Source organism: Pseudomonas sp. NKUCC02_KPG (genome assembly GCF_019345465.1).
GTDB lineage: Bacteria > Pseudomonadota > Gammaproteobacteria > Pseudomonadales > Pseudomonadaceae > Aquipseudomonas.
The window spans coordinates 105139-125397 of sequence record NZ_JAHKRC010000012.1 but is presented as its reverse complement, the minus strand read 5'-3'; the positions used below and the strand labels follow the sequence as shown (position 1 = coordinate 125397).

Genomic DNA, 20259 nt, shown 5'->3' with positions numbered 1-20259 from the left:
ATGAAGATCAAGTTGTCAGGCAATTTGGCACGTTTTGTTAACTACAAAAAAGAGTTGCAACTGGAGGGTGATGGTATTCAGACCGTGGGCGATGCGCTACACGCGTTGGTGGTGAGTTATCCGGTATTGAAGGACATTATTTTCGATAAGGATCGCAACGTTAAAAAAGGCTATTTGATTTCTTTGAATGGCGAAAAAGTTGACGCGGCAGCTCAGGTAAGTCAAGGCGGTAAGGGTGACTGTATTGATATTTTCACTGCAATAGCCGGGGGTTGATGCTATGCAAACCAGAACAATAAAGGTTTCCCATCCGGTAGAGTCCATGCTGTTTGGTCCTTTCCAGTTTCATGCCCATTCGCTGATGTTGCTGAGTTTCAGTTCGATGTGGTCCTGGGGCAGTACCTACCTGTCAGTTTCCTTTCCGGGGATGATCAGGGAATATCATCAGGGCATGGTGGCTGTGGGGGCCGAAGTTGAATATGTCGAACCTTTTGAAATGTTCTCGGCCGACGAGTTCTCGGTGTCGGTCGATGAGTTCAAGGTGCGCCAGGGCAACTCTGTGTTTCAAGTACTGCACCTGATTCGTGCCCAGGGCATTGTGGTTGCCAGGGTCAAGGTTCGCTGGAAACTGCTGGAACTGGATGGTGATGAAGCACTGTCCGCAACCCCAGGAGTTATTCGGCCCGCTTTTTTGCAAAAGTTTCTTCCCGAAGAAGTTGACCCTTCACGGGTTGAACGGCCTTTGCTGGCACAGCTGGAAAACTTGAAAGAGCATGGGCAACTCTGTGCCGAGTTTGAACATGACTTCACCCTGTTCCGACATCGCTGTGAAGTGGCTGATCAATGGGCGTTCTTTGAGTTGCCTACACTGGCCTCGGAAAGCAGGGAGTCATTAATAGATTCCCTGCAGGAAGACCCAGGTGAACTTGCCAGTTCACTGGGCTTGGCCCTGAATACTATTTACATGGAATGGCGTTGCCCTTTTTATCTTTTGGAAAAGGGCCGTGTTAAAACCCAGGCTTATCGGCTGCAGGGCAAACTGTATTTTGCACATCATGTTTTCAACCTGACGCGCGCCAATACATTGGCAGCGATCGTGATTGAAGCGTTTTAAATGCGAATCAGGTTTTTTGCCTGTCTCGTCAACCCGATCCTGAAAAAGTGAAGGGAGCAACACCATGAGCAGGGAGGCTAATGCGATCGAGTATGACCAGCTTACCGCGGGTGAGATGGGGATGTATTCCCGTCACTTGCTGATCCCCGCGATCGGCGTCAAAGGTCAGCTGGCATTGAAAAATGCCAGCGTACTAATGATTGGAGCGGGCGGCCTGGGGTGCCCGGCGCTGCTTTATCTGGCGGCTGCCGGGGTGGGGCGGCTGGGAATTATCGATGCCGACGAGATCAATGTGTCCAATGTGCACCGCCAGGTGCTGTTTCGCATCACCGATAAAGGTCAGAACAAGGCCGATGTCGCCAAGCGGCGTTTGCAAAAACTCAATCCCTACATCGAGATCGAAACCTGGATCGAGCGCTTTAACCTCGACAATGCCCAGGCACTTGTGGCCGATTACGACATCATTGTCGATGGCACTGACAACTTTACCGCCAAGTACTTGATCAACGATGCCTGTGTCTATGGCGGCAAGCCGCTGGTGTATGGTGCCATCATGCAGTTCGAGGGGCATGTCACGGTGTTCAACGCGCTGGATGAGCAAGGCCGTCGTGGCGCCAATTATCGTGATCTCTACGATGGTCCGCCTGACGCCGCGTTGGCGCCAAACTGTGCAGAAGCCGGGGTGCTGGGCGTGCTGCCCGGCATGATTGGCTGCTTTCAGGCCAATGAAGTGATCAAGCTGATTACCGGGATCGGGCGGCCGCTGATCAACCGCCTGATGGTCTACGACGCCCTTGAGGCCACGAGCCGGGAGATCGGTTTTTCACCTGTCGCCGATAACCCCCTCAGGGACCCGCTGCGCCCGCCAGTGCTGGAAGAGATGGCACAAGTCTGTAGCGCGCAAGGCGTCACCGATGACTTTATGCTGAGCATTGACGACTTTGCCGCGCTGATCGGTGAAACGTCGATCCATCTGATTGATGTGCGTGAAGGGCATGAGCGCGAACAGGTATCGATCGGTGGCGAACATGTACCGTTAGGGCAGGTGGGCGAGTGGGCAGCACAGTGCCTGGACGACAGGCCGATCGTGATTTACTGCCAGTCGGGGGTTCGCAGCCAGAAGGCGGCGAGAATCCTCGCGCAGCAAGCGCTCAGGTCACCGATTTTCAGCTTGAAAGGCGGCTTGAGTGCGTTTTTGGGCGCAGATAGCTATGCGCAGATGATGGCAGAACTGGTGTTCTGTGAATGTCCCATGAGCCATCAGGCTCGCATGTAAAAAACGTGTGGGTCAGGCTTGTTTGCGATGCAAATGCAATGGTTTGTCTGGCATTCAGTCGCAAGCAAGCCTGCTCCCACAGGGTCGTGGTTAGCGCGATGATCAGGTAGACGGGCGATTGATATCCAGCGCCTTGGAGATGGCTTGCTCTGCCTCGACGAATGCAGGTGTCCTGCCAGCGTCGGCATAAATGTCTTCACCTTCTTCAACCCTGATGACCTCATTACCCTTCACGTATGGCATGGCCTCTTCCGCTTGCATGAGCGCACTGTGGATCAGGCCCCGGGTGATGGTGGCCTCATCCAGCCCGTAGGCTTGCGCGAAGGCCTTGATTTTGACCAGGTCATGTTTGTGCAGCTCAAGGGTGTATTCAACCCGCTCACTTGATTCCTGAGACCTGGATTCCCAGTTGTTGAGCATGTCCTTGAAGACGTCCATAAAACTTCTCCTGTTTGACGGCAGTGTTTGCGGACAGTATGGCTCACGGTTCGCTGACATGATGGCAAGTCCAGCGCAGATCGTTGTTCGGCAAGGGCTGATAGCTTGAAGTGCCACCCGTCAGAAAAAACGGTATTTATCTAAACCTTTGCTCCCACAGGCCTTCAGATCCTGTGCAGGGAATAAACCTGCCTTTTTTTGGAGGACGTGATGAGAACCCTGATTGGCCCTAAACGCTGGCTGGCAAGTTGTGCCTTGGTCTATTCCCTGGTCGCGACAGCTACAGCATTCGCAGCCAGTCCGGCAGACTTTGTTGATGAAGCCCATGCAGCAGGGATTGCCGAGATTGAAACCAGCCGCATGGCGATCAGTAAAACCTCTTCGACGGACATAGAAAGCTATGCCGTGGAGGCAATCAAGGACCATACCAATGCCAACCGGGACTTGAAGGAGATTGCCAGCAAGCTGGACCTGCAGGTTTCCAGCGACGAGCAGTTACTGGACAGGGCCAAAAAGCAGATGCTTGAAGTGCAGGAGGGGGATTCTTTTGATGCGGCCTTTGCGGCCAATCAGGTTAAAACCCATGAAGAGACTATTGAGTTGTTCAAACAGCAGGCCAGCAATGCTGACTCGCCCGAGTTGCAGGCATTTGCCGAGAAATATTTGCCCAAGCTTGAAATGCATCTGGTGATGGCCAGGAAACTGATGGATGCCCATCACAAATCCTGATGCCTTGAAAAAACAACGCCCGGTGAGTGATCAACCGGGCGTTGTGTGTGCAGCTGGCTGGTTCAGACGGTGATTTCGTTGAAACCGCAGTACTCTTCCCAGCTCATGTCCAGCGCCTCGGCGACTTCCTGATGCACTTCAAGGCGCATGCTCTTGAGCTCTTCGGGGGAGCGTGCGATCAGTTCCAGCGCCAGCTCCCAGGCTTCAAGGCCGCGACTTTCGGCTTCGTCTTCAAAGGCCCACAGAATCTGCTGCTGGCGGTCCTCTGCGCTCAGATCTTTCATTTCTTCGATCAGTTCAGGGTGCGCCTTGATAAAAGTATCCAGGGCCAGTTCGTTACGGGATTCTTTAGGGATCATATGGCGTCTCGGATCGTTAGGGCGGCCTGCGTGGGCAGACCGTCGTCAGGGCGTTTTCTCGCATGCTAGCGAGTTAGCAATACGATGAAAAGCGCCATATGACCGGTCAGCCTGCGGTTTGTATCTTGCTTGCGCGTTGCAGGCTGTAGCCCCAGACCGCCAGCGCCAGCGTTGCGACCACCGAGCCAACTACCACGATGCCGTCCCAGCCGTACACCGGATAGGTCTGCGCGCCCGCCAGGGAGCCCAGTGCGCCACCAATGAAGTAGCAGGTGATGTAACCGGCGTTCAGGCGGTTGCGGGCGGCAGGACGTACCTTGAACACCGCATTCTGATTGCTGACATGGACCAGTTGCACTGCAAAATCCAGGGCCAGTACGCCGATCAGCAAGGCGATCAACGAGTGACCGGCGAATGCCATTGGCAGCCAGCTCGCCAGCAGGACCAGCAGGCCGACGGTCGTGGCCTGTTGGCCTTTGCCGCGATCGGCCATGCGTCCGGCCCAGTTTGCCGCCACCGCACCGACTGCCCCCGCCAGGCCAAACAGGCCGATAACCGCATCCGAGTAGCTGTAGGGCGGTACTGCCAGCAGAAAGGCCAGCGGGGTCCAGAACAGGGCAAACAGCGAGAAGGTCAGCAGGCCCAATAGCGCGCGCAGGCGCAGTATGGGCTCTTCGACAAACAGGGTGAACACCGATCCCAGCAGTTTTGGATAGCTCAGGCCAGCGCTCTGGTGATGGTTGGGCAGGGCGCAAAACAGGGAGATGGCACTGACCAGCATCAAGGCCGCAGCCACCAGATAGATGGTTCGCCAGTCACCCGCCGACGACAGCGCCCCGGCCACGGTGCGCGCCAGCAATATCCCCAGCAGCAAGCCGCTCATCAGCGTCCCCACCACTCGGCCTCGGTTCAGGGGGTCGGTCAGGCTGGCAGCCATTGGCACCAGTACTTGTGCCGAAACCGAAAACAGCCCGGTTATCGCCGTGCCGACCAAAAGCCACGTTACCGACGGTGCAAAGGCACTGAGCAGAAGGCCCAGTGCACTGAGCACGGTCATGGTAACGATCAGCCGACGTTGTTCGAACAGATCGCCCAGGGGTACCAGCAGCAACAGGCCGGCGCCGTAACTCAATTGCGCGGTGATCACTACGTTACCGGCGCTGCTCATGCTCAAGCCCAGTTCTTGGGCGATGGTGTGCAACAAGGGCTGTGCGTAATAGTTGCTGGCAACAGCCAGGCCGGTGGCGGTGGCCATCAGCAAAATGAGGGCAGTGCTTAAAGGTTTGGTGGCGGTTGTAGAAGCGGACATTGACTGTCTCATCGGTATTGGGAGTGCGCGGAAGTATCAGAATGCCTGCGTAGAATGTCACTGAATATGTCGATAATTTAAATCTATAAACAACAAAGCCCCTGGCTATGACGGCCAGGGGCTTTGTTTTAAGACTGGATGCGTGACCTAGTTGCGACGGCCCAGCAGCAAGCCCACGACCAGCCCGAAGCCGGCCGAGATGGCCACGGTTTGCCACGGATGGCCACCGATATAGCTTTCAGTGGCATCGACCACAGGCTTGGTACGTTCACGCACGTTAGTGACCGAGTCCAGCGCTTGCTTGAGCTTGAGACCAACCTGCGCACGCAGGGTTTCACCTTCTTCACCGACCAGGGACACGCTCTCCTTGAGCAGCTTTTCAGATTCGGCAATCAGGTCTTGAAGTTCGCTGAACGCTTGATCCTTGATTTGATCTTCAGCTTGTACGGCATTTTTGCGAGCCATTGCGGTACTCCTTGCAGTTGAAATGGGTGATGAGTAATGGAGTCAACCCAATGCCAAAAAGTTGCATCTGTTTTGAGCCGGGTGTTGTTCTGACCTGACAGCGTAGTCAAAAACCAGACGGAGACACTTCTTTGTAGGGTGTAAGATGTCCCCTAAATTTACGCCGCAGGAAATTCTCATGAGCTTCAACCTCGCCAACAAGCCTCTCGCTGAGCGTGCTGCGCTTGAAGATGAAAAATCCCGACTGTATGACCTTTGGCAGAGCAATCTGGGCAAGGCCAAAGGGGATGCGGCGCGCTTGTTCGGGGAGCGCGCCAAGCGCAAGGGCAAGTGGGCTGAATGGGTGCGTTCGGAGCTGGACGCCATGTCGCCACCCGAATACGCCAACATGGTGCGCAGTGAAGTGAATCGCATGATGGCTGCCAAGTAAGCGTTCTGCAAAACCTGTCGGAGCGGGCTTGCTCAGTGAATCTCGCAGACGGTAAATATTTGCAGCGCCCCGCCCACATTGATCTGCACCTCGTCATCCAGCTGCTTGCCCAGCAAGGCAGCTCCCAGCGGTGAGCGCGGGGTGATGACGGTCACTGAGCGCCCGTCCTGTTCGAGTTTGAGGCCGGCAGCGTCAGGAGCCAGGAACAACCACTGCGCGCTGCCGTTTTCAGCCTCCAGATTGACCAATGCCCCGACTTGAATGCCCTGCGCCGCGCAGTACGGACCCAGGGTCATGCTGCGACAGCTCTTGAGCGCCTGGCGAATCTCTTCAACCCGGCGCGCCTGACCTGTAGCCAGGTAGGATGCTTCAAGCCCAAGGGTGTCGTACTTGTTCTCGGCAATATTTTCCGCGTGGGTCGCAGCTTCGTAGGCGGTTTGTGCTGCGCGCTGGAGCACATCGAGGTCGATTTCGAGTTTGTCCAGCATCAGCAGGTGCACAGCGGTCTTGTTCATGGTCGCAGCTTGATAGTGACGAACGGTGATTGTCGCACGAGTGTCGCGCAGATTTATCCGCCATAAACCTTCTGTACGCGTTGAATTATGCGGACAATCAGCCCTTTGAATGTTGGAGCCCGGAATGAAAGCCTCCTGGGATATTTTTTGCAGTGTGGTCGATAACTACGGCGACATTGGTGTGACCTGGCGTTTGGCCCGCCAGTTGGTGGCCGAGCATCAGCAGGGCGTGCGTCTGTGGGTCGATGATTTGCGGGCGTTTGTGCCGCTGTGCCCTGAGGCCGATGTCGGCGCGGCGCGCCAATGGCAGCAGGGGGTCGAAGTGTGTCAGTGGCCGCCGCTGTGGCAATCCGTCGACGTTGCCGATGTGGTGGTCGAAGCATTCGCCTGCAAACTGCCCGAAGGCTACCTGCAGGCGATGAAGGCCCGCGAAACCCCCGCGTTGTGGATCAATCTTGAATATCTGAGCGCAGAAGACTGGGTCAGTGGTTGTCACGGTTTGCCTTCCCTGCGCCCCGATGGCTTGAAGCGGATGTTCTTCTTTCCGGGTTTTGATGCGGGCACTGGTGGCTTGCTGCGCGAAGCCGACCTGTTGCAGCGACGTCGAGCCTTTGAGCAGGATCCCCAGGCCAGGCAGGCGTTTTTGCAGGGGCTGGGTGTTTTCCCTGCAAGCAACGCACGTCTGATTTCACTGTTTGCCTATGAAAATACCGGGCTTGCCAGCTGGCTGGATGCCATGGCCGCGGGCAGCGTGGCGACGCATCTGTTGGTGCCCCAAGGGCGGATCATGGGCGATCTGCTGCGCTGGCTTGAGGTGGATCAGTTGGGGTTGGGGGATGCGCAGCAGCGCGGGGCTTTGACCGTTCAGGCCTTACCGTTCGTCCGTCAGGAAGATTACGACCACCTTTTGTGGAGCTGTGATTTCAATGCGGTGCGCGGCGAAGACTCGTTTGTGCGGGCTCAATGGGCAGGCAGGCCACTGCTTTGGCATATTTATGAGCAGGAAGAAGACGCCCATTGGGTCAAGCTCAATGCGTTCCTCGCGCTGTATGTCAAAGACCTTACGCCGGCCGCAGCCCAGGCATTTACCGGACTATGGCACGCCTGGAATGGTGGCTGCGATATGGCTCAAAGCTGGAATCTGCTGCTTGAGCACTGGCCCGAGATCACTGCGCATGCGGAGCAGTGGTGTCTGGAACAGTCATTGCAGGCCGATCTTGCGCAAGCGCTAGTACTGTTTTATAGAAATTGGATATGATACGCGGCCTAGATTTTTGTAAATCTCAATCCAAATTCGGATACTCGCAATGAAAACTGGTAAAGAGCTTAAACCCGGTACAGTCATCAAGCTCGAAAACGACCCTTGGTTGGTTCAGAAAGCTGAATTCACCAAGTCCGGTCGTAACAGCGCAATCATGAAGACCAAGCTGAAAAACCTGCTGACTGGCTACAAGACTGAAATCGTATACAGCGCTGACGACAAGCTCGAAGACGTGATCCTGGATCGCAAAGAAGCGACCCTGTCCTTCATCAGCGGCGACACCTACACGTTCATGGACACCACTGACTACACCATGTACGAGCTGAACGCTGAAGACATCGAAGCCGTTCTGCCATTCGTGGAAGAAGGCATGACCGACGTTTGCGAAGCGATCTTCTTCGAAGACCGTCTGGTTTCCGTAGAGCTGCCGACCACCATCGTGCGTCAGGTTGACTACACCGAAGGTTCCGCTCGCGGCGACACTTCGGGCAAGGTGATGAAGCCTGCCAAACTGAAAAACGGTACCGAGCTGAGCGTTGCTGATTTCGTAGAAATCGGCGACTGGATCGAAATCGATACCCGTGACGGTGGTTCCTACAAGGGCCGCGCCAAGGTTTAAACCTTGCGTTAACCGCACGATGAAAAAGCCCGGTCTTATGGCCGGGCTTTTTTTTGCCTGTCAAAAAGCCTGGTTTAGAGCTTTGCCCTGAGTAGGGGACTGGTTAGCATGGGCGCTCATCATGAGGGGCTGTAATGCTGATCGATTTTGCAATGTATACAGCCCTGGGCCTCGCCCTTGGCGCACTGGGCGGGTTGTTCGGGATTGGCGGCGGCTTGATCGCGATCCCGGTTTTGGGGTTATGGTTCGGGCTGGATCAGCAATTGGCGCAAGGCACTGCGCTGGTCATGGCGGTGCCCAATGTGTTTCTTGCCCTGTATCGCTATCACCAGCGCAATAAAATCGATCTGCGCCAGGCCGTGCCGTTGGTGCTGATGAGCTTTTGTTTTGCCTGGCTGGGGGCAATGCTCGCGGTGGGGGTGGATCCGCGCAGCATACGCTGGGGTTTCATCGTCTTTTTGCTGGCGATTACCTTCTACAACCTGATCAAACTCTATAGCTCGCCCGCTCAACCGGTTGCAGGCTCGCGTTACGGCTGGCCCTGGTATGGCGCGCTGGGCGCCTTGGCAGGCACCACGGGCGGGTTGTTTGGTGTCGGCGGTGCCGTAGTGGCGGCGCCGGTGCTGACCAGTGTGTTTGGTACCACCCAAGTGGTGGCTCAGGGCTTGTCGCTGGCCCTGGCTGCACCGAGCACTGCGGTGACGCTGCTGACGTACGCGGTGCATGACGAGGTCAACTGGGTCATGGGTGTGCCGCTGGCCATTGGCGGGCTGTTGAGCATCAGTTGGGGGGTCAGGGCCGCCCACGCCATGCCGGAGCGGGTATTGCGTGGCTTGTACTGCGCCTTTTTGTTGCTGTGTGCGGGCTTGCTGGCAATCAAAGCTTAAAGCCTTCGACGATGTACTCGGCAAAGCACTCAATGATCGGCGACGACGCACTGTTGGGTTTGCGTAGCAGCACAATACTGGCGGAGGGCAGCACGGGCAGGTTCTCCGCCTCGCCGATAATGCGCAGGTCGGGCGTCAGCAGGCTCTGCAACTGCGCGGTCACGGCCAGCCCGGTGCTCACCACGGCATTGATGGCTGCCAGGCTGGCGCTGGTGTAGGCAACCCGATACTCGCGCTGCTGGATATCCAGTGCATTGCAGGCCCAGGTTCGGCAAAAACAGTCGGTATTGAACATTGCCAGTGGCAGGGGCGTTTGTTCGTGGGGCGAGAAACCTTGTGCCACCATCCACACGAACCGCTCCTGACGCAGGATCTGGCCCATCTCGGTGCCGGGTTTGCGGGTCACAATGGTCAGGTCCAGGTCATTGCGCTGCAACAGTTGCGATGACGGTTCACAGTGCACTTCGACGTTGATCAGCGGATAGTCCTGGGCAAAACGCGACAGCACGCCAGGCAAAAACCGCATCACGTAATCATCAGGCGAGCCGATTTTGACGGTGCCCACCATCTGCGGCTGACGCAGTGTGTTGAACACTTCGCTGTGCAGCTTGAGGATACGTCGTGCGTAACCGAGCAACACGTGGCCCTCGGGGGTAAGGCTTACGTTGCGTCCTTCGCGCTGAAACAGCGCACATTGCAGCACGTCCTCTTCCAGTCGCTTCATCTGCATGCTGACCGCTGACTGGGTGCGGTTGACCACTTCGGCGGCACGGGTGAAACCACCCTGATCGGCGATCGCAGCAAAGGTGCGCAGCAGGTCGGTGTCGATACTGGGAAATTCGGCCATTGATCAATCTCGCAGATGTATCGCATAAGAAACATTCGTTGGATTGATCTTAAGCCCGGGCCGAGACTTGAGCCATACCTCAGGAGGGCTCAGGTGATGAAAGGTCAAAAAAGTGTGATGTGGTTTGCCCGTATATCCCGCTGGTATCAGCTGTCGCGGGAAAGGGCGAATCTGAGGCAGATCAGTGATGCGGCGCTCAAGGATCTTGGGCTGAGCAGGGCGGATATCGAGATCGAAAGCCATCGGGCTTTTTGGGATGATCCGTTCAACAGGTGAGGCGGGCTCACCTCAACCCACCTGTGGGAGCGAGCAAGCCCGCTCCCACAGGAGTTTCATCCGCAAGGTGTGTGGATCAGCGTTTAACTTGCTTTAACGTCTCGGCAATCAAAAATGCCAGTTCCAGCGATTGATCGGCGTTCATGCGCGGGTCGCAGTGGGTGTGGTAACGGTCCGACAAGCCATCCTCGGTAATCGGGTTGGCGCCGCCGATGCACTCGGTGACGTTCTGGCCGGTCATCTCGATGTGAATCCCGCCGGCGTAGCTGCCTTCAGCCTCGTGAACCTGGAAGAACTGCTTCACTTCCCCAAGAATCTGCGCAAAGTCGCGGGTTTTGTAGCCGCTGCTGGCCTTGATCGTATTGCCGTGCATCGGGTCGCAGCTCCACAGCACCTGTTTGCCTTCGCCCTCTACGGCGCGGATCAGCTGCGGCAGGTGATCGCCAACCTTGTCGGCACCCATGCGCACGATCAGGTTAAGGCGGCCCGGGTCGTTGTCCGGGTTGAGAATGTCGATCAGGCGGATCAGGTCTTCGTTGTTCATGCTTGGGCCGACCTTGACCCCGATCGGGTTGTTGACCCCGCGCAGGAACTCGACATGGGCGCCGTCCAGCTGGCGCGTGCGGTCGCCGATCCACAGCATGTGCGCCGAGCAATCGTAGTAGTCGTTGGTCAGGCTGTCGCGGCGTACGAAGGCTTCTTCGTAGTTGAGCAGCAGTGCTTCGTGGGCGGTAAAGAAGCTGGTCTCGCGCAGTTGTGGCGAACTGTCCATGCCACAGGCGCGCATGAAGGCCAGGGTCTCATCGATACGATCGGCCAGTTGGCTGTATTTATCAGCCAATGCCGAGTTGGCGATAAAGTCCAGGTTCCATTTATGCACTTGATGCAGGTCGGCAAAACCGCCCTGGGCAAAGGCGCGCAGCAGGTTCAGGGTGGCGGTGGACTGGTGATAGGACTGCAGCAGACGTTCCGGGTCAGGGACACGGCTTTTTTCATCAAAGCCGATGCCGTTGACGATATCGCCGCGATAGGCCGGTAGCGTGACCCCGTTGATGGTTTCGTCGTTGGCCGAGCGCGGCTTGGCGAACTGACCGGCCATGCGTCCGACCTTGACCACCGGGCAGCCTGCCGCGAACGTCATCACAATGGCCATTTGCAGCAGCACCTTGAAGGTGTCGCGAATCTTGGCTGCCGAAAACTCCGCAAAACTTTCAGCGCAATCGCCACCCTGAAGCAGAAACGCCCTACCTTGAGTGACCTCGGCAAACTGACGGCGCAGTTCGCGGGCTTCGCCGGCGAAGACCAGTGGCGGATAACTGGCCAGGCTTTGCTCGACGCGCAACAGGTGTGCTGCGTCAGGGTAGTGGGGTTGTTGCTGAGCTGGCAGGGTGCGCCAGCTGTCAGGTGTCCAGATTTGGCTCATCGCAGACTCTAGTATTTGTAGGAGATGGCCCATGTTAGCAGCAATTAGTGCGTGACCTCTTGCGCCGCAATGGCCGACAATTGCGCCTTTGCGCTCGACATCGAGTGGCTGTTTTCTACAGCGTTGCGGGTGATGCCGGGACGCGGCAAGGAGAGGAAATGTCTGAGGAGCGCGTAGAGCGTCTGCTCGCTGAAGTCCATGATGACTTCGGCATGATTCGAGTGCTGGAAGTGGCTGACTATCGCTTCCTCGAATTTGGCGATGCGATCGAGCAAAGTTGCGTGTTCACTGCGGATCCCAGCTGGCTGGAATACGACTACACCCGCGCCATGCTGATCGGTGCGCTGTGCCATGACGCCCCCGAGAGCGCGCTGTTCCTGGGCCTTGGCGCAGGAACCCTGACCCAGGCCTGCCTCAAGTTCCTGCCTCTTGAAGATGTTGAAGCCATTGAGCTGCGTCCGGATGTGCCGCGCCTGGCTATCGAGTACCTGGGCCTGGACGATGACCCTCGGTTGTATATCCGCATTGGAGATGCCATCGAACTGTTGGACAGCGCCGAGCCGGCGGACCTGATTTTCGTCGACCTTTATAACGACCTGGGGCCTGCCGCTGGGCACCTGGCGTGGACATTCCTGGAAAACTGCCAGAAGAAGCTCGCTCCCAATGGTTGGCTCATCATCAATCAGTGGGCCACCGATGACGGCAAGCCGCTGGGCGCTGCCTTGTTGCGTGGCTTGTATCACCGGCATTACTGGGAGCTGCCCGTCAAAGAGGGCAATGTCATTTTGATGGTGCCTGCCGATCTTGATCAGGATCTGGATATCGACGCCTTGACCGCTCGGGCGCAGGCCCTGGCACCCCGTTTGGGCTATTCGCTTGAGTCGTTGATCAAGGCGGTTCGCCCTGCGACCTGATGCCCAAGGATGAAACGTTTTAGCGTTTGCCCCAAGGTGGCCAGGCGTTAAACGTTTTTTTAAGGTCGAAAATATCGTTAAAGCCCGGTCTATAGAGGGATACAGACGATTGTGCCCCAAAAAAACGCTTCTTTTTTTTGATAAATCCGGTATAGTGCGCGCCGGCCTTTAGCCGGGCCACGTTTAGGTGTCGCATTTCCCGAAGCACGCTTCGGCTGCTCGTCCGTTTCGCGGACAACCCTGAACGCTCCATTCATTTAACGTTTTCGCAAATCCCCGCCGACAAAGCAGCCAGGGCGACTCTTGAGTCTTACACGGCATGCGCAGCTTTGGAGCATGGGTCTTTGCGGATGCACTTAGAGGCAGACCCATGACCCAGGAAACCGGCGGCTTCGCCGCTTTTAATCTTAATCCGAACATTCTTGCAGCTGTCATTGCGACTGGCTACGAAGAACCTTCGGCTATTCAGCATCAATCGATCCCGATCATTATGGCCGGTCACGACATGATTGGTCAGGCGCAAACCGGTACGGGTAAAACCGCCGCGTTCGCACTGCCGATCCTGCACCGCATCGATCCTGCTAAGCGCGAGCCGCAAGCCCTGATCCTGGCGCCAACCCGTGAGTTGGCGCTGCAAGTAGCAACCGCTTTCGAAACCTACGCCAAGCAAATGCCGGGCGTTACCGTTGTGGCCGTTTACGGCGGCGCCCCTATGGGTCCACAACTGAAAGCAATCCGTAATGGCGCACAGATCGTTGTCGCCACTCCGGGCCGTCTGTGCGACCACCTGCGTCGTGACGAAAAAGTTCTGTCGACCGTGAACCACCTGGTTCTGGACGAAGCTGACGAAATGTTGAAACTGGGTTTCATGGACGATCTTGAAGTTATCTTCAAGGCTCTTCCTCCAACCCGTCAGACCGTATTGTTCTCGGCAACCTTGCCGCAGTCGATCCGTGCCATTGCCGAGCGCCATCTGCGCGATCCGCAACACGTGAAGATCCAGACCAAGACTCAGACCGTTACCGCGATCGAACAGGCTCACCTGTTGGTTCACGCTGACCAGAAGACCTCGGCTGTATTGAGCCTGCTGGAAGTTGAAGATTTCGACGCCCTGATCATGTTCGTACGCACCAAGCAAGCGACCCTGGATCTGGCCAGCGCCCTTGAAGCCAAAGGCTACAAAGCTGCTGCGCTGAACGGTGACATTGCCCAGAACCAGCGTGAGCGCGTAATCGACTCCCTCAAGGATGGCCGTCTGGACATCGTTGTGGCGACCGACGTTGCTGCTCGTGGTCTCGATGTTCCACGTATCACTCACGTGTTCAACGTTGACATGCCTTACGATCCAGAGTCCTACGTTCACCGTATCGGCCGTACAGGCCGTGCAGGTCGCGAAGGTCGCGCACTGCTGCTGGTAACTCCTCGTGAGCGCCGCATGCTGCAAGTGATCGAGCGTGTAACCGGTCAGAAAGTTGCTGAAGTCCGCCTGCCGGATGCTCAAGCTGTTCTCGATGCTCGCATCAAGAAGTTGACCAACAGCCTGACTCCGCTGGTTGCTGACGCTGAATCGACTCACGGTGACCTGCTGGATCGCCTGATTGCCGATATCGGTTGCAGCCCGCGTGCTCTTGCCGCTGCTCTGCTGCGCAAGGCAACCAACGGTCAGGCCCTGACTCTGGCTGCCATCGAGCGTGATCGTCCGCTGGTGCCGAACAGCGCGCCACGTGAGCGTTCAGAGCGTTCGGGTGACCGTCCGGATCGTGGTGATCGTGAGCGTCGTGCTCCGGTTCCATTGGCTGAAGGCCGTGCTCGTTGCCGTACCGCTCTGGGTGCGCGTGATGGCATCGCTGCCAAGAACCTGCTGGGCGCTATCCTCAACGAGGGTGGCCTGGCACGTGAAGCAATCGGTCGCATCCAGGTGCGTGACAGCTTCAGCCTGGTAGAGCTGCCGGAAGTGGGTCTGGAAGGTTTGCTGGCCAAACTGAAAGACACCCGCGTTGCTGGCAAGCAGCTCAAGCTGCGTCGCTACCGCGAAGATTAATCACTGCTTGCTGTGATTGATCGCTAAAAAAATCCCCGACTGGTTCGGGGATTTTTTTTGTCCGTGATTTGTAGTCGCTGCCGAGGAACGAAGGCTGCGAGCTCTTGATCTTGGGCGCTGCGCAATAAAAGCGCGCAGCCTTCGTTCCTAGGCAGCGACTACGGGCCCGGATTCAACCAAATCTATAGATATCCATCCCCAGCGCACCCAGTGTCCAGCCCTGGTGGGCAATGCTGAATGGGCCACCTGCGCCTCGGGCGAAGTACAGTGGCAGCAGGTGTTCATCGCTGGGATGATTTTTGGCTGCAAAGGGCGCCAGTTTTCGGTAGTCGTGCAGCATCGTTTCGTCGTCAGAGGCCAGTGTCTCGATCATCCAGTCACGAAAGGCTTTGGCCCAGGGCTCTACGCTCTCCGGGCCAGCGTGCCAGTCCAGTTCGCGCAGGTTGTGGGTGATGCTGCCCGAGCCGATGATCAGGACTCCCTCATTTCTCAAGGTACTCAGGGCGCGCCCTATCTCGGTCTGGGCTTTCGGGCCCAATTGGCTGGGCAGTGAAACCTGGACCACAGGAATATCGGCTGCCGGGTACATCAATGACAGTGGCACCCAGGCACCGTGGTCAAAAGGGCGGTTGGCGTCCAGCCGGGCCGGTAAGCCTTTGTCTGCAAGCAGTTGAACAATGCTGGCGGCCAGCGCCGGATCCCCGGGTGCAGGGTATTGCACGGCAAACAATGCAGGCGGAAAACCACCAAAGTCGTGCCATGTTTCAGGTGCGTGATGGCTGGCGACTCGCAGATCAGGGCTTTCCCAGTGCGCGGATACCAGCACGATGGCTTTCGGGCGGGGCAGTTCGTTGGCCAGGCGCGTGAGCGCCGGGCCACTGGCGCCCGGTTCCAGTGCTAGCATTGGCGAACCGTGGGAGATGAACAGGCTGGGAAGCATGAAAAACATCCTCAAGGTTAAGATGTCTCATCTTCGTCCTGATCATTGATCTAAATCCAATATAAGTTTTAGTGCTTATCTATCGAATTTAAAGGTGAATCATGCAGCCCGAATTTTGGCACGACCGCTGGGACCGCAATCAGATCGGTTTTCACCTGCAGCAGGTCAATCCGTATCTTCAGCGCCTGTGGCCCACCCTTGGGCTTGAGCAGGGCGGCCGTGTGCTGGTGCCGCTATGTGGAAAGAGCCTGGATTTGAGCTGGCTGGCGGCCAAAGGCTACGAGGTGCTGGGCGTAGAGCTCACGCAGACGGCCGTGGAGCAGTTTTTCAGTGAGCAGAAGGTCGAGCCGCAGATTAGCCAGCGGGGCGCCTTCAGGGTCTATGAGGCGGGCCCTGTGACGATCTTGTGCGGTGATGTCTTTGCACTGACTGCGGCCGATGTCGCCACGTGTGTGGGGGTGTATGACCGGGCAGCGATGATTGCGTTTCCCCCCGACATGCGCGAAGCCTACGCTCGGCATCTGACGAAAATCCTCATGCCGGGATGCCAGGGGCTGTTGATCACGCTCGATTACGACCAGTCTCAGATGAATGGCCCGCCGTTCTCGGTGCCGGACGCCGAAGTACAGCGCCTGCTGTTGCCTGACTGGGCGCTGGAAGTCGTCGAGGAGCCGGATGTACTCGACCAGGAATGGAAGTTCCTCAAGGGCGGTGTGACGCGTCTGGTGGAGCGGGTCTATCGCCTGGAAAAAACCGGCAAGGCCTGAATGCGGGCATGAAAAAAGGGCGACCTCAGTCGCCCTTTTCTTTGGTTGCCGTGGGGTTAGCCGCGGCGACGCAGTGCATCGATACGTTCTTCCAGTGGCGGGTGGCTCATGAACATCCGCGCCAGGCCTTGTTTGAGGCCGCCGTTGATGCCAAAAGCAGCCATGGTGTCCGGCATGTGAACCGGCAGGCCCTGTTCGGAGCGCAAGCGCTGCAGGGCACTGATCATGGCCGACGTGCCAGCAAGCTGTGCACCGGCTTCGTCAGCCCGGAACTCGCGTTTGCGCGAGAACCACATCACGATGGCGCTGGCCAGGAAACCCAGGACCAGTTCAGCGAAGATGGTCGCGACGTAATAGGCAATGCCGCGGCCTTCGTCGTTCTTGAAAATCACCTTGTCGACAAAGTTGCCGATGATCCGGGCGAAGAACATCACGAAGGTGTTCACCACGCCTTGCACCAGTGCCAGGGTCACCATGTCACCGTTGGCAACGTGACCGATTTCGTGTGCCAGTACGGCTTTTACTTCATCTGGCGAAAAACGCTCCAGCAAACCTTGGCTGACAGCGACCAGCGCATCGTTTTTATTCCAGCCCGTGGCAAAAGCGTTGGCTTCATATGCCGGGAAAATTCCCACCTCGGGCATTTTGATCCCGGCTTCGCGGGACAGTTGTTCAACGGTTTGCATCAACCATTGTTCATGACGAGTGCGAGGTTGAGTGATCACCTGGGTGCTGGTGCTCATCTTCGCCATCCATTTGGAGATGAATAGCGAGAACAAAGACCCTGCAAAACCAAAGACCGCACAGAACACCAACAGCTGACTGAGGTTCAGATCAACCCCGTTGGCCGCCATGAACCCGTCAAAGCCGAACAGGCTCAGGGTGATGCTGGCAATCAGCACGACCGCCAGGTTAGTGGCCAAAAACAGCAGAATGCGCATCATGGTTGTAAGAATCTCCTCGTCTTAAGGGTGTTGCCGTATGCGGGTATATAAGGTGCCGCCTCAGGCTATTCAACCGGGTGACTATTTCAAACTGTGTCCTACAGGCTGATTCTAGTGGCATGCCCGACATTTCCTAATCTGAATGAGCACTTTTTTTGAACAAGAGTTCCACCCAAACCCAGTAAATAAAGGGCTTTAACGATTTGGGTTTTTTAAAAAAGGAGAGTGCGGGTAGGGAAAGACGGCATGTGAAGAATGTTTCATCAGACACATGCTGTGCGACTTTTGATTCGTCGCACAGCATGTTCAGACGTTACTGACGGTAGGTCTTCAGGAAGTTACCGATCCGGCCGATGGCCATGTCCAGTTCGTCAACACGGGGCAGGGTCACGACGCGGAAGTGGTCAGGCCAAGGCCAGTTGAATGCCGTGCCTTGAACCACCAGCAGTTTTTCCGAGAGCAGCAGGTCCAGAACGAACTTCTCGTCGTTGAGGATCGGGCACACCTTGGGGTCGATACGCGGGAATGCGTATAGAGCACCCATCGGCTTCACGCAGCTGACGCCGGGGATATCGTTGAGCAACTCCCAGGTGCGGTTACGCTGTTCCAGCAGGCGGCCGTTGGGCAGGACCAGGTCGTTGATGCTCTGGTAGCCGCCAAGTGCAGTCTGGATGGCATGCTGGCTGGGTACGTTGGCACACAGGCGCATGTTGGCCAGCATGTCGATGCCTTCAATGTAGCTTTGGGCATTTTGCTTGGGCCCGGAGATGGCGATCCAGCCCGAGCGGAAACCCGCGACCCGGTACGACTTGGACAGGCCGTTAAAGGTCAGGCACAGCACGTCCGGGGCCAGCGAAGCGGTGCAGATGTGCACGGCGTCGTCGTACAGGATCTTGTCGTAGATCTCGTCCGAGAACACCACCAGGTTGTGCTGGCGCGCAATCTCCAGCATGCCCAGCAGGACTTCCTTGGAGTACACCGCACCCGTCGGGTTGTTCGGGTTGATAATGACCATGGCTTTGGTATTAGGGGTGATCCGGGCTTTTATATCCTCCAGATCAGGCCACCAGTTGGCTTGCTCGTCGCACAGGTAGTGCACGGGGTGACCACCGGCCAGCGTTACGGCGGCAGTCCACAGCGGGTAGTCGGGTGCTGGCACCAGGACTTCGTCGCCATTGTTGAGCAGCGCTTGCAGCGACATCACGATCAACTCGGAGACGCCGTTACCTAGGTAGATGTCTTCAATGCCGACACCTTCCACCTGCTTTTGCTGGTAGTACTGCATCACGGCCTTGCGCGCGCTGAACAGGCCTTTGGAGTCGCTGTAGCCCTGGGCGGTCGGCAGGTTGCGGATTACGTCCTGAAGGATTTCGTCCGGCGCTTCAAAACCAAAGGGGGCCGGGTTGCCGATATTCAGCTTGAGGATGCGATGACCTTCCTCCTCCAGACGTTTGGCGTGCTTGAGCACTGGGCCGCGAATGTCATAACAGACGTTGGCGAGCTTGTTTGATTTGCTGACCTGCATGGCGATGTGATCCCGAAAATGAACGATCCAGGCAATGTGATGATCACGGCTCTGGGAAATTCTGTGTTTTCACACAGTGGCTGACACCGGCTTGCTTCAATAATCCGTTTGAATGCAACTAGTGCGGGTGCCAGACTGGCGTTTAACGAGGCGCAATCATACGTGCCACCCGACCCCTGGAAAAGCCACCGATCGGGGTTTTTCAGTTGCAGAGGCAGAACCATGGAAAAGTTGAACAAAACCCTGGACGAATGGAAGGCCATGCTCGATCCGGAGCAGTACAACGTGTGCCGCCTCAAGGGCACTGAGCGGCCGTTTTCGGGTAAATACAACGCCACTAAAACCGACGGTGTTTATCACTGTATCTGCTGCCAGGAGCCGTTGTTTGATTCGCGCGCCAAGTTTGATTCAGGTTGCGGCTGGCCGAGCTTCTATCAGCCGATTGGCGAAAGCGCGATGGTCGAGATCCGTGACGTCAGCCACGGCATGGTGCGTACCGAAGTGGTCTGCGCCAAGTGTGATGCGCATTTGGGGCATGTATTCCCCGACGGTCCGCCACCCACCGGTCTGCGCTACTGCATCAACTCGGTGTGCCTGGACCTGGTTCCCCGCGACTAATCTTGAGGCGCCGTCATGAACGACAATCTGCTCAATGTTGCATGCACCACTCTTGGCGGCGAGCCGAAAACCCTGGCGGACTTCGGGGGTAAAGCGTTGCTGGTGGTCAATACCGCGAGTAAATGTGGATTTACCCCGCAGTACAAGGGGCTCGAAGCCCTGTGGCAGCAGTACAGGGATCAGGGCCTGGTGATTCTGGGATTCCCGTGTAATCAGTTCGGGCAACAGGAGCCGGGTGACGAAGCCGCCATCTCTGAGTTCTGCGAGTTGAATTTTGGCGTGACCTTCCCGCTGTTCAAAAAAGTGGACGTCAATGGCAGCCAGGCCCATCCGCTGTTTGTCCAGCTCAAGAAACGCGCGCCCGGGCTGCTGGGCTCCCAGGGTATCAAGTGGAATTTCACCAAGTTCCTGATCAGTGGCGATGGCAAAAGCATCAAGCGTTATGCCCCGACCACCAAGCCGGAGGCGCTCAAGTCGGATATCGAGGCGTTACTGCGCTAAGCCGTTGTCGCTCTGAGTCCTTGTAGCCGCTGACTCGCGGAGCGAGGCTGCGTCCGGCGGC

General features: G+C 57.0%; 24 protein-coding genes. 14 read left to right on the top strand and 10 right to left on the bottom strand.

Translation table 11 applies throughout. The features are described from left to right. The 3 genes from KO536_RS17015 to KO536_RS17005 all read left to right on the top strand — a co-directional run bounded on the left by KO536_RS17015 (position 1) and on the right by KO536_RS17005 (position 2390). Positions 1-276 carry a MoaD/ThiS family protein gene (locus KO536_RS17015; RefSeq protein ID WP_219262510.1) on the top strand — a complete coding sequence of 92 codons (276 nt, stop codon included), beginning with the start codon at positions 1-3 and terminating at the stop codon, positions 274-276. A 46-nt stretch (positions 277-322) separates the two neighbouring features. Next, positions 323-1114: a hypothetical protein gene (locus tag KO536_RS17010; RefSeq protein ID WP_133077883.1), complete on the top strand. Its 792-nt coding sequence runs from the start codon at positions 323-325 to the stop codon at positions 1112-1114. Between the two features lie 64 nt (positions 1115-1178). Continuing rightward, positions 1179-2390: a ThiF family adenylyltransferase gene (locus KO536_RS17005; protein WP_219262509.1), complete on the top strand. Its 1212-nt coding sequence runs from the start codon at positions 1179-1181 to the stop codon at positions 2388-2390. A 102-nt stretch (positions 2391-2492) separates the two neighbouring features. Here KO536_RS17005 and KO536_RS17000 read toward each other — a convergent pair whose 3' ends face one another. Beyond that, positions 2493-2828: a hypothetical protein gene (locus KO536_RS17000; protein ID WP_133077881.1), complete on the bottom strand. Its 336-nt coding sequence runs from the start codon at positions 2826-2828 to the stop codon at positions 2493-2495. A 210-nt stretch (positions 2829-3038) separates the two neighbouring features. Here KO536_RS17000 and KO536_RS16995 point away from each other — a divergent pair, with 210 nt between their 5' ends. After that, positions 3039-3557 (top strand): DUF4142 domain-containing protein, encoded by a 519-nt coding sequence (locus KO536_RS16995; RefSeq protein WP_219262508.1) that lies wholly within the window; start codon positions 3039-3041, stop codon positions 3555-3557. 62 nt (positions 3558-3619) lie between these two features. Here KO536_RS16995 and KO536_RS16990 read toward each other — a convergent pair whose 3' ends face one another. The 3 genes from KO536_RS16990 to KO536_RS16980 form a co-directional block, all read right to left on the bottom strand. Further along, positions 3620-3916, bottom strand: a complete 297-nt coding sequence (locus KO536_RS16990; protein ID WP_133077879.1) for a DUF6388 family protein — start codon at positions 3914-3916, stop codon at positions 3620-3622. A 106-nt stretch (positions 3917-4022) separates the two neighbouring features. Then, positions 4023-5225: an MFS transporter gene (locus KO536_RS16985; RefSeq protein ID WP_219262507.1), complete on the bottom strand. Its 1203-nt coding sequence runs from the start codon at positions 5223-5225 to the stop codon at positions 4023-4025. Between the two features lie 147 nt (positions 5226-5372). After that, positions 5373-5690 (bottom strand): YqjD family protein, encoded by a 318-nt coding sequence (locus tag KO536_RS16980; protein WP_133077877.1) that lies wholly within the window; start codon positions 5688-5690, stop codon positions 5373-5375. A 178-nt stretch (positions 5691-5868) separates the two neighbouring features. Between KO536_RS16980 and KO536_RS16975 the strand changes: the two genes are divergently transcribed. After that, positions 5869-6120, top strand: coding sequence for a hypothetical protein (locus KO536_RS16975; RefSeq protein WP_133077876.1), 252 nt, complete (start codon positions 5869-5871; stop codon positions 6118-6120). A gap of 32 nt (positions 6121-6152) precedes the next feature. Here KO536_RS16975 and KO536_RS16970 read toward each other — a convergent pair whose 3' ends face one another. After that, positions 6153-6635 (bottom strand): GreA/GreB family elongation factor, encoded by a 483-nt coding sequence (locus KO536_RS16970; RefSeq protein ID WP_219262506.1) that lies wholly within the window; start codon positions 6633-6635, stop codon positions 6153-6155. A 124-nt stretch (positions 6636-6759) separates the two neighbouring features. Between KO536_RS16970 and earP the strand changes: the two genes are divergently transcribed. The 3 genes from earP (at position 6760) to KO536_RS16955 (ending at position 9402) form a co-directional block, all read left to right on the top strand. Continuing rightward, positions 6760-7893: an elongation factor P maturation arginine rhamnosyltransferase EarP gene (gene earP, locus KO536_RS16965; protein WP_219262505.1), complete on the top strand. Its 1134-nt coding sequence runs from the start codon at positions 6760-6762 to the stop codon at positions 7891-7893. 49 nt (positions 7894-7942) lie between these two features. Continuing rightward, positions 7943-8515, top strand: a complete 573-nt coding sequence (locus KO536_RS16960) for an elongation factor P (protein WP_016780001.1) — start codon at positions 7943-7945, stop codon at positions 8513-8515. Between the two features lie 134 nt (positions 8516-8649). Then, entirely contained in the window at positions 8650-9402 is a 753-nt protein-coding gene (locus tag KO536_RS16955) for a sulfite exporter TauE/SafE family protein (protein ID WP_133077873.1), read from the top strand. Here KO536_RS16955 and KO536_RS16950 read toward each other — a convergent pair. Further along, positions 9392-10249 carry a LysR substrate-binding domain-containing protein gene (locus KO536_RS16950; RefSeq protein WP_133077872.1) on the bottom strand — a complete coding sequence of 286 codons (858 nt, stop codon included), beginning with the start codon at positions 10247-10249 and terminating at the stop codon, positions 9392-9394. The genes KO536_RS16955 and KO536_RS16950 overlap by 11 nt on opposite strands. 96 nt (positions 10250-10345) lie before the next feature. Between KO536_RS16950 and KO536_RS16945 the strand changes: the two genes are divergently transcribed. Further along, positions 10346-10525: a DUF1127 domain-containing protein gene (locus tag KO536_RS16945; protein ID WP_133077871.1), complete on the top strand. Its 180-nt coding sequence runs from the start codon at positions 10346-10348 to the stop codon at positions 10523-10525. A gap of 76 nt (positions 10526-10601) precedes the next feature. On the opposite strand, the gene KO536_RS16940 is transcribed toward KO536_RS16945, so the two are convergent. Next, on the bottom strand, positions 10602-11948 hold the full coding sequence (locus tag KO536_RS16940; RefSeq protein ID WP_133077870.1) for a class II 3-deoxy-7-phosphoheptulonate synthase: 1347 nt from the start codon (positions 11946-11948) through the stop codon (positions 10602-10604). Positions 11949-12106: 158 nt separating this feature from the next. On the opposite strand from KO536_RS16940, the gene KO536_RS16935 reads away from it, so the two are divergent. Then, a complete protein-coding gene (locus tag KO536_RS16935; protein WP_133077869.1) occupies positions 12107-12862 on the top strand; it encodes a spermidine synthase in 756 nt (251 codons plus the stop codon). Between the two features lie 370 nt (positions 12863-13232). After that, entirely contained in the window at positions 13233-14903 is a 1671-nt protein-coding gene (locus KO536_RS16930; RefSeq protein WP_133077868.1) for a DEAD/DEAH box helicase, read from the top strand. 172 nt (positions 14904-15075) lie between these two features. Here the strand turns inward: KO536_RS16930 and KO536_RS16925 are convergent, their stop codons facing one another. Further along, positions 15076-15843, bottom strand: coding sequence for a class III extradiol ring-cleavage dioxygenase (locus tag KO536_RS16925; RefSeq protein ID WP_219262504.1), 768 nt, complete (start codon positions 15841-15843; stop codon positions 15076-15078). A 101-nt stretch (positions 15844-15944) separates the two neighbouring features. On the opposite strand from KO536_RS16925, the gene KO536_RS16920 reads away from it, so the two are divergent. Continuing rightward, the gene (locus KO536_RS16920) at positions 15945-16610 is read left to right on the top strand and encodes a thiopurine S-methyltransferase (protein WP_219262503.1); all 666 of its coding nucleotides are present in this window, start codon (positions 15945-15947) and stop codon (positions 16608-16610) included. A gap of 56 nt (positions 16611-16666) precedes the next feature. On the opposite strand, the gene htpX is transcribed toward KO536_RS16920, so the two are convergent. Together htpX and KO536_RS16910 are read right to left on the bottom strand one after the other, a co-directional pair. Further along, complete coding sequence (htpX, locus tag KO536_RS16915) at positions 16667-17554, bottom strand: protease HtpX (RefSeq protein WP_133077865.1); 888 nt, start codon at positions 17552-17554, stop codon at positions 16667-16669. A gap of 313 nt (positions 17555-17867) precedes the next feature. Beyond that, complete coding sequence (locus KO536_RS16910; RefSeq protein ID WP_095028529.1) at positions 17868-19079, bottom strand: pyridoxal phosphate-dependent aminotransferase; 1212 nt, start codon at positions 19077-19079, stop codon at positions 17868-17870. A gap of 222 nt (positions 19080-19301) precedes the next feature. Between KO536_RS16910 and msrB the strand changes: the two genes are divergently transcribed. After that, entirely contained in the window at positions 19302-19697 is a 396-nt protein-coding gene (msrB, locus tag KO536_RS16905; RefSeq protein ID WP_133077864.1) for a peptide-methionine (R)-S-oxide reductase MsrB, read from the top strand. A gap of 15 nt (positions 19698-19712) precedes the next feature. Continuing rightward, positions 19713-20198, top strand: a complete 486-nt coding sequence (locus KO536_RS16900) for a glutathione peroxidase (protein WP_219262502.1) — start codon at positions 19713-19715, stop codon at positions 20196-20198. Positions 20199-20259 lie beyond the last annotated feature (61 nt).

Coding starts and splice junctions, on each gene's coding strand:
- KO536_RS17015 (WP_219262510.1), top strand. CDS start 1: ATGAAGATCAAGTTGTCAGGCAATTTGGCACGTTTTGTTAACTACAAA.
- KO536_RS17010 (WP_133077883.1), top strand. CDS start 323: ATGCTGTTTGGTCCTTTCCAGTTTCATGCCCATTCGCTGATGTTGCTG.
- KO536_RS17005 (WP_219262509.1), top strand. CDS start 1,179: ATGAGCAGGGAGGCTAATGCGATCGAGTATGACCAGCTTACCGCGGGT.
- KO536_RS17000 (WP_133077881.1), bottom strand. CDS start 2,828: ATGGACGTCTTCAAGGACATGCTCAACAACTGGGAATCCAGGTCTCAG.
- KO536_RS16995 (WP_219262508.1), top strand. CDS start 3,039: ATGAGAACCCTGATTGGCCCTAAACGCTGGCTGGCAAGTTGTGCCTTG.
- KO536_RS16990 (WP_133077879.1), bottom strand. CDS start 3,916: ATGATCCCTAAAGAATCCCGTAACGAACTGGCCCTGGATACTTTTATC.
- KO536_RS16985 (WP_219262507.1), bottom strand. CDS start 5,225: ATGTCCGCTTCTACAACCGCCACCAAACCTTTAAGCACTGCCCTCATT.
- KO536_RS16980 (WP_133077877.1), bottom strand. CDS start 5,690: ATGGCTCGCAAAAATGCCGTACAAGCTGAAGATCAAATCAAGGATCAA.
- KO536_RS16975 (WP_133077876.1), top strand. CDS start 5,869: ATGAGCTTCAACCTCGCCAACAAGCCTCTCGCTGAGCGTGCTGCGCTT.
- KO536_RS16970 (WP_219262506.1), bottom strand. CDS start 6,635: ATGAACAAGACCGCTGTGCACCTGCTGATGCTGGACAAACTCGAAATC.
- earP (WP_219262505.1), top strand. CDS start 6,760: ATGAAAGCCTCCTGGGATATTTTTTGCAGTGTGGTCGATAACTACGGC.
- KO536_RS16960 (WP_016780001.1), top strand. CDS start 7,943: ATGAAAACTGGTAAAGAGCTTAAACCCGGTACAGTCATCAAGCTCGAA.
- KO536_RS16955 (WP_133077873.1), top strand. CDS start 8,650: ATGCTGATCGATTTTGCAATGTATACAGCCCTGGGCCTCGCCCTTGGC.
- KO536_RS16950 (WP_133077872.1), bottom strand. CDS start 10,249: ATGGCCGAATTTCCCAGTATCGACACCGACCTGCTGCGCACCTTTGCT.
- KO536_RS16945 (WP_133077871.1), top strand. CDS start 10,346: ATGAAAGGTCAAAAAAGTGTGATGTGGTTTGCCCGTATATCCCGCTGG.
- KO536_RS16940 (WP_133077870.1), bottom strand. CDS start 11,948: ATGAGCCAAATCTGGACACCTGACAGCTGGCGCACCCTGCCAGCTCAG.
- KO536_RS16935 (WP_133077869.1), top strand. CDS start 12,107: ATGTCTGAGGAGCGCGTAGAGCGTCTGCTCGCTGAAGTCCATGATGAC.
- KO536_RS16930 (WP_133077868.1), top strand. CDS start 13,233: ATGACCCAGGAAACCGGCGGCTTCGCCGCTTTTAATCTTAATCCGAAC.
- KO536_RS16925 (WP_219262504.1), bottom strand. CDS start 15,843: ATGCTTCCCAGCCTGTTCATCTCCCACGGTTCGCCAATGCTAGCACTG.
- KO536_RS16920 (WP_219262503.1), top strand. CDS start 15,945: ATGCAGCCCGAATTTTGGCACGACCGCTGGGACCGCAATCAGATCGGT.
- htpX (WP_133077865.1), bottom strand. CDS start 17,554: ATGATGCGCATTCTGCTGTTTTTGGCCACTAACCTGGCGGTCGTGCTG.
- KO536_RS16910 (WP_095028529.1), bottom strand. CDS start 19,079: ATGCAGGTCAGCAAATCAAACAAGCTCGCCAACGTCTGTTATGACATT.
- msrB (WP_133077864.1), top strand. CDS start 19,302: ATGGAAAAGTTGAACAAAACCCTGGACGAATGGAAGGCCATGCTCGAT.
- KO536_RS16900 (WP_219262502.1), top strand. CDS start 19,713: ATGAACGACAATCTGCTCAATGTTGCATGCACCACTCTTGGCGGCGAG.